The organism is Collinsella intestinalis, assembly GCF_902364775.2.
Lineage (GTDB): Bacteria > Actinomycetota > Coriobacteriia > Coriobacteriales > Coriobacteriaceae > Collinsella.
Genome location: NZ_CABJEU020000001.1, coordinates 1,284,757 through 1,303,565, shown reverse-complemented (window position 1 = coordinate 1,303,565; position 18,809 = coordinate 1,284,757). Strand labels below are relative to the sequence as shown.

Annotated in this window: 13 protein-coding genes; all 13 read left to right on the top strand. The window is 60.0% G+C overall.

Features of this window, described 5'->3' with window-relative positions; all coding sequences use genetic code 11:
* The first annotated feature begins 150 nt into the window (after positions 1-150).
* The 13 genes from FY258_RS05705 (at position 151) to FY258_RS05645 (ending at position 18,804) form a co-directional block, all read left to right on the top strand.
* Entirely contained in the window at positions 151-1,308 is a 1,158-nt protein-coding gene (locus FY258_RS05705) for a C40 family peptidase (RefSeq protein ID WP_118103873.1), read from the top strand.
* Positions 1,309-1,533: 225 nt separating this feature from the next.
* Positions 1,534-2,709, top strand: a complete 1,176-nt coding sequence (locus FY258_RS05700) for a coiled-coil domain-containing protein (RefSeq protein WP_182279433.1) — start codon at positions 1,534-1,536, stop codon at positions 2,707-2,709.
* 75 nt (positions 2,710-2,784) lie between these two features.
* A complete protein-coding gene (murJ, locus tag FY258_RS05695) occupies positions 2,785-4,395 on the top strand; it encodes a murein biosynthesis integral membrane protein MurJ (RefSeq protein WP_220396011.1) in 1,611 nt (536 codons plus the stop codon).
* Between the two features lie 33 nt (positions 4,396-4,428).
* The gene (locus FY258_RS05690; protein WP_118103870.1) at positions 4,429-6,882 is read left to right on the top strand and encodes a DegT/DnrJ/EryC1/StrS family aminotransferase; all 2,454 of its coding nucleotides are present in this window, start codon (positions 4,429-4,431) and stop codon (positions 6,880-6,882) included.
* A gap of 169 nt (positions 6,883-7,051) precedes the next feature.
* Positions 7,052-8,062, top strand: a complete 1,011-nt coding sequence (locus FY258_RS05685) for a lipid II:glycine glycyltransferase FemX (protein WP_259324458.1) — start codon at positions 7,052-7,054, stop codon at positions 8,060-8,062.
* Between the two features lie 75 nt (positions 8,063-8,137).
* Positions 8,138-10,165: an excinuclease ABC subunit UvrC gene (gene uvrC / locus FY258_RS05680; RefSeq protein ID WP_259324457.1), complete on the top strand. Its 2,028-nt coding sequence runs from the start codon at positions 8,138-8,140 to the stop codon at positions 10,163-10,165.
* Positions 10,166-10,379: 214 nt separating this feature from the next.
* The gene (locus tag FY258_RS05675) at positions 10,380-11,987 is read left to right on the top strand and encodes an ABC transporter substrate-binding protein (RefSeq protein ID WP_118104047.1); all 1,608 of its coding nucleotides are present in this window, start codon (positions 10,380-10,382) and stop codon (positions 11,985-11,987) included.
* A gap of 125 nt (positions 11,988-12,112) precedes the next feature.
* On the top strand, positions 12,113-13,069 hold the full coding sequence (locus FY258_RS05670) for an ABC transporter permease (RefSeq protein WP_118103866.1): 957 nt from the start codon (positions 12,113-12,115) through the stop codon (positions 13,067-13,069).
* A 2-nt stretch (positions 13,070-13,071) separates the two neighbouring features.
* The gene (locus FY258_RS05665; protein ID WP_118103864.1) at positions 13,072-15,099 is read left to right on the top strand and encodes a dipeptide/oligopeptide/nickel ABC transporter permease/ATP-binding protein; all 2,028 of its coding nucleotides are present in this window, start codon (positions 13,072-13,074) and stop codon (positions 15,097-15,099) included.
* Positions 15,100-15,921: an ABC transporter ATP-binding protein gene (locus FY258_RS05660; protein WP_118103862.1), complete on the top strand. Its 822-nt coding sequence runs from the start codon at positions 15,100-15,102 to the stop codon at positions 15,919-15,921.
* A 72-nt stretch (positions 15,922-15,993) separates the two neighbouring features.
* On the top strand, positions 15,994-16,968 hold the full coding sequence (locus FY258_RS05655) for an acetylxylan esterase (RefSeq protein ID WP_118103860.1): 975 nt from the start codon (positions 15,994-15,996) through the stop codon (positions 16,966-16,968).
* Positions 16,962-17,813, top strand: coding sequence for an acetylxylan esterase (locus tag FY258_RS05650; protein ID WP_118103858.1), 852 nt, complete (start codon positions 16,962-16,964; stop codon positions 17,811-17,813). The genes FY258_RS05655 and FY258_RS05650 overlap by 7 nt, the downstream gene beginning before the upstream one ends.
* A gap of 70 nt (positions 17,814-17,883) precedes the next feature.
* Entirely contained in the window at positions 17,884-18,804 is a 921-nt protein-coding gene (locus FY258_RS05645; RefSeq protein WP_118103856.1) for a dihydrodipicolinate synthase family protein, read from the top strand.
* Positions 18,805-18,809 lie beyond the last annotated feature (5 nt).

Below are 18,809 nucleotides of genomic sequence, written 5' to 3'. Positions count from 1 at the left end.
AGGGCCTCTACCTGCGGTCTTATTCCTTCAGGTTCAAGCTGACCTTGAGAGTTGCCTGTGCGTTCTGTGAGGATCGACTGGCATTTTTACACGGCCCATACAATAGTGAATGTCAATTGTTTGCAATCCGGTCCGCGAAAGGACTCGTATATGAGACTTCACCGCAGCCCTTCCTTCGGCGCTCGTTGCGCCGTGATCGCGGGACTGACATGTGCCATCCTGGGCACTTCCATTCCTGTTCCGGCATATGCCGACTTGAATTCCGACCTGGCTTCCGCCCGCGCTCAGCTTGAGCAGATTGGCGTTGAGTACGCTGCGATCAACAGCGAGATCGCCGCTCTCGGCGACGATTTGCAGAAGACGGTCCAAGAGATTGAGAAGACGTCCGGTAGGCTTAACGCCGCCAAGGACGAGCTCGCTGGCTATACCGCCATGGGATACAAAGAAGGCGGCATCTCGCTTACCAAGGTGCTCGTCAACTCTACGAGCTTGAGCGATATGATGTCTCGCCTGTTTTATGCCAGCAAGGTCTCCAACGCGCAGGCAGAGTTGATCAACGAGGTCAAGGATCTTCAGGCCGACCTGGAGAAGCAACAAAGCGAGCAGCAGGCCGCCATGGATAACGCGAGCAAGCGTCTTGCCGAGCAGGCCGAAAATCAGGCTCGCGCAGCTGCCGTCGTCTCCTCGCTCGATGCGCAGCTTCAGGAGCAGCTTGCGGCAGAGGCCGCCGCTAACGAAGCGCTCCAGCAGGGCATGAACTCCGCACAGGATAACAATCAGCCCGGGATTGGCGGCGGTGTCGGTGGCCAGGACGCAGACCAAGGCGGTACTGCGCAGCCCGATCCTCAGCCCAGTCCCCAGCCCGTTCCCACGCCTCCTCCGTCGCAGGGTGGCGGCAACGCCGGTTCCGGCAACGCGGGTGGAGGCAGCTCTGGCAACGGGGGAGTGAGCACTGTTGGGGCTGCAGCTCTGAACGTCGCACTTCGCTATGAGGGCGCCCCGTATGTGTGGGGCGGATCATCTCCCGAGGTTGGTTTTGACTGCTCTGGCCTGACCATGTATTCCTATGCCCAGATTGGCATTTCCATTCCCCGCACTGATGGCGCTCAGCTTGCCGCTCTTCAGCGCCGAGGCCGTTTTACGACCAAGATCAGTGAGCTTCAGTACGGCGATCTGGTATTTTTCCCCGGTCATGTTGCCTTCTACGTTGGAAATGGCAATTGCTACGGAGCCCGTCGACCGGGAGTCGGCGCGAGCACGACCAAGATGGCCTACTTTGGAACGTTCCTCGGCGGCGGCAATTTTTAGTGTATGGACACATGATCAACGGGATGCGCCATTTCATTTCTCACTGCTGCGATTGTATGTCGGGCGGGGGTTTGCGCCCCCGCTGTTTTATTACGACGCGACGTATGTATTGAGAGTGAATGGGGGCGCACGATCGCTCTCGCTGGTAAAATCTTTCTGAATCGTGACGCGCATTGTCGTCAGCAGTATTCGAACATGATGGGCAAGCCCATGAGGAGATACAACATGGCACACTTTAAACGCACCTCCGCTGCCATTGTCGCTTCCGTGCTTACCGGATCTCTTGTTTTCAGCATGACTCCGGTTGCCGCTCGGGCTGCGTCGTCGACTGAGTTGCAGCAGCAGCTCGGCGCAGCGCAGGACAGGCTCTATGCTCTTTACGCTGCGGCCGAGCAAGCGGGGAATAACTACGCTACGGTCAACAACGACCTGAACGCAACAATTGAGGCAATTGAGAAGACCTCGGCAGAGATTGCCGAGGAAGAGCGACAGCTTGCGGAATTTCAGGACGAGCTGACGGGTATGGCGGTCGCGCAGTACAAGATGGGTGGGCGATCCAATTTTATTTCTCTTTTGGTTGGATCGAATAGCCTTTCATCGCTGATGACGAGCCTGCATTATGCCGATAAGGCGGCAGAGCACAAGCAGAGTGTCATTACGACAACCCGCGAGTTGAGGGAATCGCTTGAGCAGAAGAGAAGCTCCCTTGAGGAGGACAAGGAGAAGCAGGAAAAGCTTGTTGCCGACCAGGCCAAGAAGCTCGCGGCGGCGCAGGCGGCCGCGGACGAAGCTCAGGGTTATTACGATCAGCTCTCTGATGATTTGAAACAGGCGATTGCGGCCGAGGAGGAGGCCGCTCGTCAGGAAGCCGAGGCTGAGGCCGATCGCGTCCAGGCGCAGGGAGGGTCGAATGCCGGAACATCCTCTGGGGGGAATGCGCCCAATACCGGCAATTCGGGCGGCGGCGGCAATTCTACTGGTGCTGGATCCAACAGCGGCAATGTGTCTGGCACGCCGACGGGGAGTGCATCTGCGATGGTTGCCCGCGCTCAAGGCGTGATCGGTTCCGGTTATAGCTATACCGGATATAAGTGGACCGGCGATCCTCGGACCTCGTATTTCACCTGCTCTGGTTTGGTTGATTACGCCATGGGTCTTGCTCCATGGTCCAACAGCCCCGCCTCCTACATGAACAAGGTGAAGGCTCGTGGCGCTTGGACCTCAAACGTCGACCAGCTCAAATACGGTGACCTTGTCTTTTTCACCACGAACACATACTGCGGGCACGTCGGTATTTATGTGGGTGGCGGCAGGATGATTGATTCGATTCCCGGTGCTGGTGTCGGCTATCGCTCCCTCAGCTATATCGGTGGATTCATCGGCGGCGGCGCGATCATTTAACGACTATTGCGATAATGGTTGATGTGGCCCTAAGGCGTTGTGCCTGGGGCCATTTGCTTAATAGGAGGACAGTTCGTGTCAGAATCTGGCAAAACCAGAAACGCTCGGAGCGATCTTGAGAGCGTCGGCAGGTCAACTGCAATGATGAGCGGCCTGGTTATCGTGAGTCGCATTACCGGCTTCATGCGTACATGGGCTCAGGCCTACGGGATGGGCGCAACGCTTGTCGCCAGTGCGTTTACCGTTGCGAATAATTTGCCAAATGCTCTATATGAGCTTGTTATGGGCGGAATGCTCGTTACGGCCTTCCTCCCTGTTTACATCTCGGCTAAGAAAAACTTGGGGCGAGAGGGCGCGAGCGCCTATGCATCGAATCTTCTTTCGCTCGTGACCGTGCTCATGGCGGGACTCTCGCTGCTCTCCTTTATCTTTGCCGGGGAGATTATTTGGACTCAGGCGTTTAACGCAACCGCGGAATTCGATTTTAATCTCGCAACGTATTTCTTTAGATTTTTTGCCATTGAAATTGTTCTCTACGCCTTGTCATCTGTCATATCGAGCGTGTTGAACGCTGAGCGCGATTATTTTTGGTCTACGGCGGCTCCCATTGCGAACAATATTGTCATTACAGGGGCCTTTTTTGTATATGGCTGGCTTGCTGAGGTTGATCCCCAATTGGGGATACTCGTTCTTGCAGTTTCCAACCCTCTTGGGGTTTTGGTTCAGGTCCTGCTTCAATTACCGTCGCTCAGACGACACGGTATCAAGCTGAGCCCTCGCATCGACGTACGTGATCCGCTTATTCGCGAGACGCTTTCAATCGGAATTCCGACCCTCGTTGTTACCGGTGTTTCGTTTGCAACTACTTCTGTTCAGAGTTCTTGTGCGCTCTCGGTCAACCCCGCAGGGGCGTCAATTACATACTACGCTCGAATGTGGTACATGCTTCCTTATTCAGTTTTCGCAATTCCGCTGACCACGGCAATGTTTACGGAACTATCTACGTTTGTTGCTAGCGGCAAGCTGCGTGAGTTTGCGGAGGGAGTTTCTCGGGGGTCTGGCCAGATTCTGTTCATCCTCATACCATTTGCCCTGTATCTCATAGTTTTTTCGCCTTGTTTGGCACATGTTCTTGGGTCAAGTAAAATGACGCCTTCCGACACCCGGGCGCTCGCAAATTACATCGCGTGGCTTGCGTTGTCACTCCCGGGGTACGGCTTGTCGACGTATCTTCAGAAGGCCTGCTCATCCTTGCGTAAGATGAAGCTGTTTGCCGTTGCGGAGTGCATTGCCGGTGCAATTCAGATTGCCATTTGCCTGGTGTTTACGCCGAAGTTTGGATTTAATGTCGTCGCGGCCTCCTCGACGTTCTTCTTTATTTCCATCGATGCTGTCACGCTTTTGTTTTTGCGCAGGGAGTTGGGTCGAATTGGCATTGGGGCGATGTTAAGGTCTTCTCTTCGTGCCGTAGTCTTCGGACTTGTTGGCGCTGCGGCGGGGGCTGCCCTATTGGTTATTTTTGAGACGGGCTTTATGCCCCTGTCCTCTGGCGGTACTTTCCTTGCCATCGCCTATGCGATTCTCGCCGGCTTGCCGGCGTTGCTTGTCACCTTTGGCTTTGCGTCCGCTCGCGGGGTACCCGAGGCCTCATTCATTTCCTCCGTGGTTGATCGTTTCAGGCGCTAGCATTCTTATACCTTTGGTTGTTTGGGAGAAATAATGCATCGTGGTCAGTATGAATACCGAATTGCGGAAATAATGGCCGAGAAGACCGGAACTTCGCCCGACGATTGGTATTGCGTGTATCGTGCCCGTGAGGGAATGCAGGTCGTATTTGAATCGATTCGCGCACATGAAGGGAGTGGCGAGGTCCTGACTCAGCTGCTGACGTGCTGCACTGCGGTTAACCCGATTATCGCGGCGGGTCTTATTCCCGTGTACGGCGATATATCTCGAGACACTGCGTCCCTCGATCCGCGTCGACTGCCTGAGTCCACATCTCTCCGGGCAATTGTTCTACAGCACACGTACGGCATCGTGGATGCCTCCGACTCGAGGGATCTGGTCCGCGCAGCGCATAGTCTCGGGGCCCTTGTCATCGAAGATTGCGCTCATGGCGTTACGCGAATGGCGACAGACGAGCAAGGGGTCCCTGTTGCTGACTTCTCCATCCATTCGTTTGGCGTTGAAAAAATACTGCATACCCAGTTTGGCGGGGCTGTGTGGGTGAATCCAGGTTTGTCGAAGGGGGAGGTTGCGCGAGACGTTCGGGACCGTCTCGGGGCCCTAAGGCCGGCAGGTGCGTATCTGACCGGCTTGACGGGCACTTTCTTGTTCTGGAATCGTGTCTTCAACCATCTTCCGGGCTGCGTGGCGCGCCCCCTTCGTCGCGTCGTTACGGCGGCTAGGCTATTCGAACCTGCCGTTTCCGATGCGGAGCGTATGGGTCAGATGGATCACGCGCCCATGAGGCCGAGTGAGAAGATTTCTCGGCGCGTTGTCGCAGCGTTTGAAGACCTCGACAGCGATTATGAATCGAGATCCCGGGTCGTTTCGATATATCATCAGGCCTTTTCCGGCATCTCTGGTGTTGGATCCTTTTCTGCCGCTGATGAGTTCGGTGCTCAGCCGCTCTTGAAGTTCCCGATACTTGTCGAGGGGCCAATGATCGCTGATGCCATTACTCGCGCTTGTTGCGCCGCTGGGTACTACACGTCGACGTGGTATCGTCCGGAACTCGGCCCCGGCGTTATTGACCCGTGCACATATCGTGTGCCTGTTGATCGAAGGGGCGTTCGAGTGTGCGATGACATTATTGATCGTCTTGTGACGCTGCCTACGGATTGCGGTGAGGAAGGTGCAAGGCGGGTTATCGAGATTGTTGAGGCTCATGTTGGCACCGCCGCCGCGGAATGCGAAGACGTGCGCATGTCGTGTGAATCGTTGGATGAGTCTGATCTCGCCTCCTGTCTGCGGCCCGTTGTTCTCGGGGGAGATGTCCTGGCATATTCATACGGTAGGTGCTTTTTTGAGGCCTATGGCGTTAAGACCCAAGTCATTTCTGCAGTGAATGTTCGCGTGACCTCATCGAGTAAGTTCATCGATTATGTGCTTGATTCGACTGTTGGCGGGTCAATTGAGGAACTGTATCTGATGCTTCGCCGTCGGGGCATTGAGATGCGTCGTGAGGGCAAGATTCCGCTGCTTCTGGGAAGTGCGGACTGGCAGGTTCGTTCGATCTGTGAGCTGAAGAACCGCCTTGCGGACCTGTACGTCATTCCTTATAACGATTTTGACGTTTTCGATCGGATTACTCAGAAGGGCAACTTCTACGCGCTTTGCGAGGAGCTTGGAATGCCGTATCCGAAGACATGGACATTCGATTGCTCGGGAGGGGCACAGCGGATCGATCCTGTGGGGCTTATGTACCCTGCTATTGCAAAGCCCTCCAATTCGGCGTGCTACGACACGATGGCATTCGATGGAAAAGAAAAGATATACACCGTCAGTTCTCGCGATGATTTGCAGCGCGTCTTTGATTTGCTGCAGAGGGTCGGTTATGACAAAGACCTTGTTGTGCAGGAGTTCATACCCGGCCCCGATGATTCTCTTTGCTCGCTTACTACGTTCTCCACTTCGGATGGGGATGTACGGGTCGTTTCGGGAGGTCGTGTGTTGCTGGAAGACCATGACCCAGCTCGAATCGGAAACCCTGTGGCTATTCAAATTGAGCGGCACGACCAGCTTGTGGACGACGCCAAGCGCTTTTGCATGCACGTCGGATACGTCGGTTTCGCAAACTTTGATGCCAAGTATGACGAGCGGGACGGTAAGTACAAGTTCTTCGAAGTTAACGCACGTCCTGGTGCGAACACCTACTATATGTCCGCTGCTGGCGTGAATTTCGTAAAGCCTTTAGTCGAGAGTTTTGTGCTGGGAAAGGATGTGCCATATCAGGAGGCGTATGACGACGTGCTCTACACGTTGGTCCCGAAAAGGGTGATTAGGGACTATGTGTTCGATGTCGATGCACGTCGTCGTGCCTTGGATCTTTACAAATCGAGGAGGGTCGCCAACCCGTTCGATTCTCCTGGTGAGACCCTTGCCCATAGGCTATGGGCAAGGGTGCGCTGGGTGCGCCAAATTGACAAATTCAAGCGCTATATGGGCTGATTTGCTTGCGGCGTCTTGTTGGGTGCCGCCTGGAATAGCTGGGACGGCAGCGCTCTGCCTTCCCATGCATTCTTGATAGAGCCTTGTTTGCTCAGCCGGCTGTCCGTTTCCGTGGGATATGATTAACCGCTGTATCGTGAGGGTATGGCATATATGGACCGGTGATTGCATGCAGGTGAAGACGCTATCGCGCGAGGAGTACGAGGTCGCTCTCGAGGCTCTTGGGGCCGACATCCCCGTTGAGCAGCTGCCCGTGTGGCAGGATTTCGAGTCGACCGTCGATGGCCGCTCCCTGTGGGGTTGCGTTGCCGTGCTTCGCGACGGCGAAACGGCGGCGCTCGCCTCTTTCGTGCAGTATGAGACGCATGGTTACCGTTACCTGCGCGCCCATCACGCCCCCGTGTGGGCCGCCGCGCCGAGTGCCCAGGACGAGGCGGAGGCTCTCGAAGCCCTCGTCGCGCATATCAAGCAGGCCGACCGTTCCCAGGTCTTCATGCGCTTGGCCGTCGACCATGAGCTCCCCATGACGCGTCCGTGCCTTTCTACGCTGCCGTATGACACCACTGTCGTCGTCGACCTGTCCGGCGGCGAGGAGGCCATTTTCTCTCGCATGAAGCCGCGCGGCCGCCGCGATGTCCGCAAAGCCCTGCGCGAGTGCCCCGCTTCGATGGCCGACGAGACCGATCTCGCCGCCGCATCCTTCGAGGAATATCACAAGATCATGTGCGATACCGCTGCGCGCGACGGGTTCGTCCCGGCTCCCTGCTCCTATTATGCGAGCATGGTCTGTGCGCTCGGCTCCGATCACTGCCGCGTGTATGCCGCGCGCATCGATGGTGAACTTGTGGGCTGGTCGCTCGTGACCATTTCCGGTCCAGTGGCAACGCGGTATTACGCTGCCACGGTCTCTGGCGTGGGTAAACTTCGCGTCGCCGACGCTCTGGTGCATTTTGAGATGATGCGCGTTGCCGAGCTCGGCTGCGCGTCTTACGACCTTATGGGCATCGGCAGCGAGTTCGCTCCAGAGACCATGAATCTCAATGAGTTCAAGACGAAGTTCGCCAAAGAGGGAACGGTTCGAATCGCCCCCGACCGCGATGTCCCCATCAAGGGTGGGTTCTACGCTGCGCTGCAGGGCGTCAAGAAGCTGCGCGCCCGCGCAAGAGCCGCGAGGCGGTAGACCGCCCATGAGAACGCTCGCTCCCAAGGGACGCCCTTCGCATGTTGCCATCGGGGCGGAATTCGGCCGGCGCGTATGTTAGGCCGCTCATCCGGCGATACCCCGCCCTCCCGCTCCATGCCTCTTGCGCCCTTTTCCGCCCGCGCCGCCTCCGAGCACGTGCGCGCCCAGGGGGGCGACCATGCCCCGAGCCTTGTCGAGCAGGTTGCCGAGGTGCCCGACGATCCCGGCTGCTACCTTTGGAAAGACGCTTCGGGCGAGGTCATCTACGTCGGCAAGGCCAAGAACCTGCGCGCTCGCCTGCGCCAGTACGTCACGCTGGCCGACGATCGTGCAAAGATCCCGCTCATGATGCAGCTCGTTGCGAGTTTCGACTACATCGTCGTCGAAAGCGAGCATGAGGCGCTCGTCCTCGAACGCGAGCTTATCGCCCAATACCATCCGTATTTCAACGTCGACTACAAGGACGACAAGTCCTACCCCTACATCGCAATCACGCGTGGCGATGTATTTCCCGCCATCAAGTACACGCGCGAGAAGCATCGTCCCGACACGCGCTACTACGGTCCGTACACGGACAGTCGCGCCGCCCGCGAGACCATCGACACGCTCCGCAAGGTTTGCCCGATCTGCACGGCTTCGTGTGCCGAGTGGAAGCGCGTCCGCCGCTTGCTTGAAAAACGCCCGGACGATGCCGATGTCATCGAGCTCATCTGCTCGAATCAGGGCCGTCCCTGTTTCGACTACCATGTCGGGCGCGGGCCCGGCGTGTGCGCTGGCATGATCGGCCGTGAGGAATACGCCGTGAACGTGCGTCGTGTCGAGCGATTCCTATCCGGACAACGCCGCGAGCTCGTCGATGAGCTTAAAGCCGATATGGCCGAGGCCGCCGCCGATCTCGACTTCGAGCGTGCGGGGCGCATCAAGCGTCGCCTTGAGGTCATCGATGGGCTGGACGATCGACAGCAGGTTGTGTTTCCCACGAGCGTCGATTTGGACCTCATCGGTTTCTACCGTGAGGAGACCATCGCCGGTGCCTGCGTGTTCGTTGTGCGCGAGGGGCGCGTGCAGAGAACCTGCGAGTTTATCTTGGACAAGGGCCTCGACGTCGATGAAGTCGAGCTGGCATCCGGCTTCGTCAAGCGTTACTACGATGAGACGGCCGACGTCCCCCACGAGGTCGACCTTGCGATCGAGCTGCCGGACGCGGACGTGGTGGGGGAGTGGTTGACGGGCAAGAGAGGGCGCGTGTGCCGCCTGCACCGCCCGCAGCGTGGCGAGAAGCATCGCTTGCTGCAGATGGCCGACCGCAACGCCCACCATGCCCTCATGCGCTATATGATGCGGACGGGGTACTCGGACGATCGCACCAATCAGGCGCTATTGCAGCTCGAGAGTGCGTTGGCCCTGGACGCGCCGCCCATGCGCATCGAGTGCTTCGACATCTCGACCCTGCATGGTGCTTTCACCGTCGCCTCCATGGTCGTATTCACGAACGGCAAGCCCGACAAAAGCCAGTACCGTCGCTTCAAGATCCGTGCAGAGTTGGATGAGGCCAACGATTTCGCCTCCATGTCCGAGGTTCTCGGACGTCGCTACGCCCCCGAGCGCATGGCCGACGAGCGGTTCGGCAGCAGGCCCGACCTGCTGGTGGTCGATGGCGGCCGTCCCCAGCTCACCGCGGCGATGAGGCAGCTCGAGGAGCTCGGTCTCGACATTCCGGTCTGCGGCCTCGCCAAGGCCGACGAGGAGGTGTTCGTCCCCTGGGACGACACGCCCATCGTGCTGCCGAGCGGTTCGGCGTCGCTCTACCTCATCAAGCAGGTCCGCGACGAGAGTCACCGCTTCGCCATCACCTTCCACCGCGAGCTGCGCGGAAAGGCTATGACCGTCTCGATTTTGGACGAGATTCCAGGCGTCGGCCCCAAGCGCAAGCGCGCCATCATGCGCCACTTCGGCTCCATGAAGCGCCTGCGCGCGGCGAGCGCGGAAGATATTTCTGCCGTTAATACGGTAAATTTAAAGCTCGCTCGCGAAATCTACGAGGCCTTGCACGCGCTGTCGCAGGACCCCGCTAAAGCAGACGGGTCGGATTCCGCATAAAAGCAAAGCATGCGCTTTATCTCAATCAAGTTCCTTAATAGCTCGTATTGTCAACAATTTGCCCGAACGGTCGGTTTTCCGTTTGGACGGCGGCGGAGCCGTTCGCCGAGCGTCTGGCGTTTATGGCTGGGGTGTGAGGTACCTTCTAATTGTATGTAAGGCGTATGGGACGCAGTGCGTCTCCATACCAAATGAGCGCGTGATTGGAGAGCTCATGAAAATGTCCCAGGGTATGTCTCGTCGTTCCTTCCTCACCCTCACGGGTGCTACGGCGGCTGTCGCGGGCCTCGGCCTCGCCGGCTGCGGTGGTAACGGCGGCGACGAGGGTTCCGCTCCCGCTGGCGGTACCGAGGGCGGCGGCGTGATGACCATCGGCTCCGCCTATGCCCCGTCTTCCTACGACCCCGCCAACTGCTCTTCCGCTTTCTGCCTGAGTGCCAACATGAACGTGGTCGAGGGCCTCTACAACATCGACTTCACTGATTACTCCGTCATCTCCGGCCTTGCCGCCGGCGAGCCTGCCAAGATCGACGACAACACCTATGAGGTCACCCTGCGCGAGGGTGCCAAGTTCTCCGACGGCACCGATGTCACCGCCGACGACGTCGTCGCTTCCTTCGAGCGTGCAAACGCCGAGGGCGGCCTGTACGTCTCCTTCCTCACCATGTTCGATGGCATTGAGAAGAAGGACGACACCACCGTTACGGTCAAGTGCAACATCGCGAACTTCGGCCTGCTGAAGGAGCGCCTCGCGATTGTCCGCATCACGCCCGCCGGCCTGTCCGCCGATGACGCCGCCGCCAAGCCCGTCGGCTCCGGCCCCTGGATGTATGACGAGATGTCTGACACCTACGTTGTGCTCAAGCCGAACGAGAACTACAATGGCGAGTTCCCGGCTACCGACTCCGAGCTCCGCATCGACGTGCTGACCGACACCACCGCCCGCACCACCGCCCAGGAGGAGGGCACCACGCTCATCACCGAGTCCGTGCCGCCCGAGTCCATCGACCAGCTCGAGGCCGCCGGCGTGTCCATCGACCAGGTCAACGGCTTCGGCACCCGCTTCATCATGTTCAACGTGAAGAAGGCTCCGTGGGACAACGTCAAGGCTCGTCAGGCCATCATGTACGCGCTCGACACTGAGAAGATGGTCGCCAACGCCTTCTCCGGCCTCGCTTCCATCCCGACCTGCTATCTGCCGGATTCCTTCACCAACTATCATGAGGCTTCCGTCACCTACACCTATGACGCCGACAAGGCCAAGGGCCTGCTCGACGAGGCCGGCGTGACCCCGGGCTCCATCGTCCTGCGCACCACCGACAACGCTCAGGTCGTTTCCATGGGTACCCAGGCCCAGCAGGACCTCCAGGCCCTCGGCTTCACCGTCGATCTCGTTTCCGACCAGTCTCCGGCCACCTATGCCGCCATCGACCAGGCCGACGACTCTTGGGACATCCTGATTGCCCCGGGCGATCCGTCCTGCTTTGGCGGCGACACCGACCTGCTGCTCAACTGGTGGTTCGGTGACAACATCTGGATGCAGACCCGCTGCGCTTGGAACACCTCCGAGGAGTGGAAGACCCTCAACGGCCTCATGTCCGAGGCTCTCGCCGCCGATGAGGCCGGCCAGCAGGAGGCTTGGAACCAGTGCTTCGACATCCTTGCCGAGAACGTCGTTCTGTACCCGGTACTCCAGGTCGTCACCCCGACGGGCGTTTGGCGTGAGAACCCCAACCCCGAGGGTGTTGCCGTCAGCTCCGACTTCAAGGGCATCGGCACCACCGGTGTCCAGGTTGTCGGCGTGAGCACCGTCACTGCTTAAGGCATCTTCCCATATTGATGGGATAGCGCGTCCTACGCGTATGTAGGCTGCGGGGCAGGGTGAGCTTCACGGCATCCCTGCCCCCGTTTGTTTTATTGGAACTGTTGGTACACCGAGGGGGAGTAATGAATAATCTCCTAAGACTCGTGGGAAGACGTTTGGTGGCGCTTCCGTTCATGGCGATTGCCGTGACGTTTCTGATCTTCTTCCTCATGTCGTTCTCGCCGATTGACCCTGCCTACAAGGCGCTGGGTGAGTCGGCCACGCAGGAGCAGATTCAGAAATACCACGAGGAATATGGTTTGGATGATCCCTGGCCAGTCCGTTACGTCCGTTATCTGGGCGACTTGCTTCACGGCGATTTGGGCACCTACAGCGCCCGTCGCAATTCTGTTTCCGACCGTATCGCCAAGGCTCTGCCCGTCACCATGCAACTGACGTTCTTCGGCCTGTTGATAGGAGCCGTCGTATCGTTCTTGCTGGGCATCATCGCGGCCCTGTATCGCGACCGTTGGCCGGATCAAGTGATTCGAATAGTCTCCATCGCGGGACTTGCGACGCCGTCGTTTTGGCTGGCAGTCCTCCTCATCCTGGTGTTCTCCTCGTTCATGCACCTGCTTCCCGCCTCGGGTGCCCTGCCCAATCCGGCGACGAACTTCGGCGGCTACATGGCGCGCATGATCATGCCCGCGATTTCGCTGGCGGTTCCGCTCACCGGTCAGATGACGCGCATCGTGCGTACCGCCATGGTCGAGGAGCTTGACAAGGACTACGTGCAGACCGCCAAGGGCTCCGGCCTTCCGCAGAAGGTCATCATTGCCCGCAACGTGCTGCGCAACGCCTTGATCACGCCCGTTACCACCCTCGGCATGAAGATTGGTTACCTCATGGGCGGCGCCGTCGTCATCGAGGTCATCTTCAACCTGCCCGGAATGGGTATGGCTATTCTCGACGGCGTCGCCGGCAACGAGCCCATGCTCGTTATGGGCGTCGTCATCGTCGTCGCCCTCTCCTTTATCATCATCAACATCGTGGTTGACATGCTGTACCTGCTTATCAACCCGAGGATTAGGAGCGTGTAGCCATGCTGACTCAAAGAAAAGAGGGCGCAGAGCAGCTCGAGGGCATGGCCAGGAAGTCCGGCGGCTTCAAGCTCTCGGGCCTCAAGAACATGAAGCTCTCCTCCAAGATCGCCTTGGGCATCCTGGTCGTCGTGGCGCTTCTTTCCATCTTGGCGCCGCTCATTGCGCCGTATGACCCGTATGCGATTGACGTTGCCCGTCAGGCCCCTGATGGCCTGCATCTCATGGGCACCGACGACAAGGGCCGCGACATTTTGTCCCGTATCCTGTTCGGTGGCCGCATCTCGCTCGTCATTGGCTTCGGCGCCACGCTCTTTGCGCTCGTCACGGGTTCCATTGTGGGCGCCCTTGCCGCGGTTACGCGCAAATCGATTTCCGAGTTCATCATGCGCTTGCTCGATGTCATCATGTCGGTCCCGGGTATCGCTTTGGCCGCCGTGCTCGTGACCATCCTTGGCAAATCCGTGCCGGCCATCATCTTCTCTATCGGTTTTATGTACATGCCTCAAATCGCCCGCATCGTGCGTGCCAACATCGTGTCTGAGTACGGCGAGGACTATGTGCGTGCGGTTATCGTCTCCGGTGCCCGCGCACCGTGGATTCTCGCCAAGCATGTGCTGCGCAACTGCGCCGCGCCCATCATGGTCTTTACCGTGACGCTCGTCGCCGATGCCATCATTTTCGAGGCGTCTCTGACGTTCCTGTCCGCGGGCATCGCCGAGCCGACGCCCACGTGGGGCAACATCCTGGCCGACGCGCGCGCCGGCGTCCTCTCCGGTCGCTGGTGGCAGGCGCTCTATCCGGGCATCGCCATCATGCTGACCTGCCTGGCGCTCAACATCCTCTCTGAGGGCATCACCGACGCCATGGCCGCCGCTCCCTCCGCGCCGGTCGACACCGAGAACTCCAGCTCCCGTCGCGAGGCCGACCTGCTGGTCGCCGATCCCGTCCGCGCTTACAAGGAGCAGGCGGAGTCCCTGGCCTCCCGTCTGGCGGCCCTGCGCGAGGTCGAACTTGCGCGCACCGATCGCCGCGTGCCCGACCACTCGGTCGAACCGTTGCTGCAGGTCAAGAACCTCTCCATCGGTTTCCCGCGCCACGGTGACGTGAACGTCGTGGACAACGTGTCCTTCGACGTGCGCCCTGGCCAGTGCATGGCGCTGGTGGGCGAGTCCGGCTGCGGCAAATCCATCACCACCAAGACCATCATGAATCTTCTGCCGCCCACGGCGCGCATCACCGGTGAGCTCCTGTACAAGGGCACCAACCTGCTTGACCTCAGCTCCGAAGAGCACCGTAAGCTCCTGGGCAAAGAGATTGCGATGGTCTACCAGGACTCCCTTTCCGCGCTCAACCCCTCGATGCTCATCTCCGCTCAGATGAAGCAGCTCACCAGCCGCGGCGGCACCCGCTCGGCCGAAGAACTGCTCGAGCTCGTGGGCCTCGACCCCAAGCGCACGCTTGAGAGCTATCCGCATGAGCTTTCCGGCGGTCAGTGCCAGCGCGTTATCATCGCCATGGCACTGACGCGCGACCCGTCACTCGTCATCTGCGACGAGCCCACCACGGCTCTCGACGTGACTGTGCAAAAACAGGTCATCAAGCTGTTGAACGACCTGCAGAAGAAACTCGGCTTCGCCATGATCTTCGTGAGCCATGACCTTGCGCTCGTGGCCGAGGTGGCCAGCGAGATCACCGTCATGTACGCTGGCCAGGTCGTCGAGTCCGCTCCCACCAAGGAGCTGCTCACCAACCCGATCCACGAGTACACGCAGGGCCTGCTGGGCTCCGTGCTCTCCATCGAGGCGCACGACGGTAGCCGTCTGCACCAGGTGCCGGGCTCCGTGCCGTCTCCGGCGGACTTCCCCGCGGGCGACCGCTTCGCCCCGCGCTCGAGCCATCCCACGGTCGGCCTCGACGTGCATCCGATCCTCAAGCCCGTCCCCGGCGTCCCCGATCACCTCGTTGCGGAGATCCCCGACGAGGAGCTCGCCAAGAACGGTCTCGTCTCCCGTTTGGAGGTGAGGTAAATGGCAGAGAATACCTCTCAGCAGCCGGTCATCTTCCTCGACAACATCTCCGTGACGTTCAGGACCCGCACCGGCTCCATCCTGCATCCTAACCTCGTCAAGGCCGTGAATGGCCTCACCATCAAGCTCATGCCCGGTGAGACCATCGGTATCGTGGGAGAGTCCGGCTGCGGCAAGTCCACGACCGCCAACGTCATGTGCGGCCTGCAGTCGCCCACCGACGGTCACGTGTACTTCAAGGGCGAGGACGTCACCAAGCGCACAGCGGACCTCCGCAAGAAGATCGGTCGCGTGGTCTCCGTGGTGTTCCAGAATCCCGCCACGGCGCTGAATCCGCGCATGTCCATCCACGACCAGCTGCTCGACCCGCTGATTGTGCACAGCGTGGGCTCGGATGCGGAGCGTGAGGCGCGCATCTGCGAGCTCTTCGGACTCGTGGGTCTGCCGTCCTCCGCGATGTACGCGCTGCCCGGCCAGCTCTCCGGTGGCCAGCGCCAGCGCGTGGCAATCGCCCGTGCGCTCTCGCTGCAGCCCGACGTCATCATTGCCGACGAACCCACGTCTGCCCTCGACGTGTCCGTGCGCGCGCAGATCTTGAACCTACTCACGGACCTCAAGAGGGAGCTCGGCTTGGCGATGGTCTTCATCAGCCATGACATCCAGACCGTGCGCTACATCTCCGACCGCATCATCGTCATGAACCATGGCCAGGTGATGGAAGAGGGCCCGGCGAGGCAGGTCTTCGACGACCCGCAGGACGCTTACACCAAGCTGCTGCTCGGCGCGGCGCCCTCGTTGCTCCACCCCAACCTGGGCGAGTAGGGATTTTCGTTCGAACGCGCGCTCGGGGGTTTCCGGGCGCGCGTTCCTACCTGGGAGCACTTGAGGAGGACGATGTTCGACGATACAACTTTGGAGCGTTTCCGCTCCTATCGGGGCATCGACGCATGTCCTGAAGATTTCGATGCATTCTGGGATGCCCGGGTGCGGGAGGCGGACGCCGTTCCCGTGAGCTATCGCGTCGAGCGCGCGGCGATGCCGTCGGGTAGCGCGTGCGACCTGTTCGATCTGTGGTTCACTGGTATGAGGGGCGCCGAGCTTCATGCCAAGTATCTCCGTCCGCGCACCGATGACCCGGTTCCGCTCGTGTTGCAGTTCCACGGGTATCCGGGGGCGTCGCGCAGCTGGTTCGAGCAGTGTTCGTTCGCAGGGATGGGCATGGCTCTCATCGCCTTCGACTGCCCCGGGCAGGGTGGTCCCTCGCAGGACCCCGGTGGATTCTTGGGGACCACGGTCGCCGGCCATATCGTCGCCGGCATCGACGGCCCGGTCGAGGAGCTCTATTACGTGCGTCTGCACCAGGACATCCGCATCCTGTGCAACGTCGTGCGCGAACTTCCCGGCATCGACCTTTCGCGCGTTTATGTCAACGGCGCCTCTCAGGGCGGCGCACTCGGGATTGCCACGTGCGCCCTCAACTCCGACCTCATCGTCCGCGCGGCGATTCTCTACCCCTTCCTCTCGGACTTTCATATGGTCTGGGACCTGGGGCTTGATGTGGTCGCATACGAGGGCATCGGCTACTTCTCGCGGTGGTTCTCCGCGGCGGGGGAGCGCATGGATGAGGCGCTCGGCAAGCTCGCGTATTTCGACAGCAAGAACTTCGCGCATCTTGTGCGCTGTCCCGTGCTGTTCGGCACGGGCTTGGAGGACACAGTCGTCCCCGTGCCCACGCAGTTCGCGGTCTACAATAATTTGACCTGCGAGAAAGAGCATCATCTCTATCCCGGTTTCGGACACGAGGAGATCCAGGAGTTCGACGACCGGATCATTTCGTTCCTGTGCGAGAGGGGGCGGCAGGCATGCTGAGCACGTCCAATCTCAAGGCGCTCATCGCGCCCGTTGCCATCGACATGCCCGGGACGACCTCCGGGCGTCTGGCGCCGTTGCTCGCTCCGCCCGTGGATATCACCGTTCCGGAAGGTGCGCGTGAGCAGGCCGATTGTCTGCTCGCCTCAGCCGCGGTCGAGTCGGTGGAGACGCACGAGGTCGATTTCGGCAATCCGTGTGCGACGTATCACCAGGTCGAACTCACCCTCACCGATGGTTTCAAGGTCTCCGCACGCCTGATCGAGCCGCAGGGGATTTGCCGTCCCAGGGCGGAAGTCCCGCTGGTCCTGATGCTTCACGATGCAGGACGTCCTGTGCGAGGATGGCATCACATGACGCGTTTCGCCGCCATCGGCTGCGCCGTTTTGGCGCTCGACGGGGGAGAGCATGCGTCTGAGAATGCCGAAGCGGCGTTCAGCTCGCTTATCGTACCCGCCCTCGCCCTCGTGCGTGTGGGAAGCGAGCTTCCCGGCATCGATCCCGCTCGCGTGTACACCTGGGGAGAGGGTCTCGGCGGTGCCTTGGCGCTCGCCGTGGCGGCCATCATGCCCGACCGTATCGCGCGCTGTGCGGCGTGCAACCCCATGCCGCTCGACTTCACGCGTGGTTCCTCCGCGGTCAATTTGGTCGCCTGGGCCCCCCGCGTGCAGTGCGCCGTGTTGCTCGGAACGGGCCTGCGCGACGAAGTCGCCCCCACGGAGGCGTGCATCGGGTTCGCGCATCGCACGGGCGGGGACACGCAGCTCATCGCGTACCCCGAGCATGCACATGAACGTATCAACGAATTTGAAAATAAGGTGCTGAGCTTCCTCGCATCTGAGTGACGGAACCGCCCGTCACTATAGTTAGACGGATGCGGACAACGGGTCCGCGTAGATACAAAGGAGTTTGTACATGGCAACCACCAAGTTTTCCGGCGTCATGCCTCCGGTCGTCGTTCCCGACACCGACGATCGCGAGCTTGATCTCGTCTCGTTTGAGCGTAGCATCAACCGCATGATCGACGCTGGCGTTGACGGCCTGTTCTTCCTGGGCTCTTCAGGTGAGGTCGTGTTCTCCACCGATAAGCGCCGCTATGAGGTCATCAAGGAAGGAATCCGCATCGTCGACCACCGCGTCCCGGTGTTCGTGGGCATCATCGACACCGAGACCGATCGCGTGATCGAGCACGGCCGCGTGGCCCAGGAGCTCGGCGTCGACGCCCTCGTGGCAACTGCCCCGTTCTACGCGCTCGGCGGCATGTGTGAGGTCGAGGAGCACTTCCGCATCCTGCACGAGGAGCTTGACCTGCCTATCTTCGCTTATGACATTCCTGTATGCGTGCACACCAAACTACCCTGGAAGCTCCTGGCCAAGCTCGGCGCCGAGGGCGTGCTCGCCGGTGTGAAGGACTCTTCGGGCGACGACGTCTCATTCCGCTACCTCGTTCAGGAAAACGAGAAGCTCGGTCATCCGCTCACGCTGCTCACGGGCCATGAGATCGTGGTCGACGGCGCGTATCTGGGTGGCGCCGATGGCTCCGTGCCGGGTCTCGCCAACGTGGATCCCGAAGGTTACGTACGCCAGTGGAAGGCCGCACAGGCGGGCGACTGGGCCGCGGTCAAGGCCGAGCAGGACAAGCTCAATGAGCTCTCCCACATCTTCGATTGCACGGACGGCGTGCAGGGCTACGGCGCCGGCGTCGGTGCCTTCAAGACCGCCCTGCAGCTCATGGGTGTCTTCGAGTCCAATCAGATGCTTCGTCCGGTCAAGGCTCTTTCCGGCGCCAACGTCGAGGCCATTCGCAGCGTTCTCGTCGAGTGCGGTCTGCTCTAATTGGA

What these genes read in the sequence shown, in the direction of transcription:
- FY258_RS05705 (WP_118103873.1), top strand. Translation starts at nt 151, where the DNA reads ATGAGACTTCACCGCAGCCCTTCCTTCGGCGCTCGTTGCGCCGTGATC.
- FY258_RS05700 (WP_182279433.1), top strand. Translation starts at nt 1,534, where the DNA reads ATGGCACACTTTAAACGCACCTCCGCTGCCATTGTCGCTTCCGTGCTT.
- FY258_RS05690 (WP_118103870.1), top strand. Translation starts at nt 4,429, where the DNA reads ATGCATCGTGGTCAGTATGAATACCGAATTGCGGAAATAATGGCCGAG.
- FY258_RS05685 (WP_259324458.1), top strand. Translation starts at nt 7,052, where the DNA reads ATGCAGGTGAAGACGCTATCGCGCGAGGAGTACGAGGTCGCTCTCGAG.
- uvrC (WP_259324457.1), top strand. Translation starts at nt 8,138, where the DNA reads ATGTTAGGCCGCTCATCCGGCGATACCCCGCCCTCCCGCTCCATGCCT.
- FY258_RS05675 (WP_118104047.1), top strand. Translation starts at nt 10,380, where the DNA reads ATGAAAATGTCCCAGGGTATGTCTCGTCGTTCCTTCCTCACCCTCACG.
- FY258_RS05670 (WP_118103866.1), top strand. Translation starts at nt 12,113, where the DNA reads ATGAATAATCTCCTAAGACTCGTGGGAAGACGTTTGGTGGCGCTTCCG.
- FY258_RS05665 (WP_118103864.1), top strand. Translation starts at nt 13,072, where the DNA reads ATGCTGACTCAAAGAAAAGAGGGCGCAGAGCAGCTCGAGGGCATGGCC.
- FY258_RS05660 (WP_118103862.1), top strand. Translation starts at nt 15,100, where the DNA reads ATGGCAGAGAATACCTCTCAGCAGCCGGTCATCTTCCTCGACAACATC.
- FY258_RS05655 (WP_118103860.1), top strand. Translation starts at nt 15,994, where the DNA reads ATGTTCGACGATACAACTTTGGAGCGTTTCCGCTCCTATCGGGGCATC.
- FY258_RS05650 (WP_118103858.1), top strand. Translation starts at nt 16,962, where the DNA reads ATGCTGAGCACGTCCAATCTCAAGGCGCTCATCGCGCCCGTTGCCATC.
- FY258_RS05645 (WP_118103856.1), top strand. Translation starts at nt 17,884, where the DNA reads ATGGCAACCACCAAGTTTTCCGGCGTCATGCCTCCGGTCGTCGTTCCC.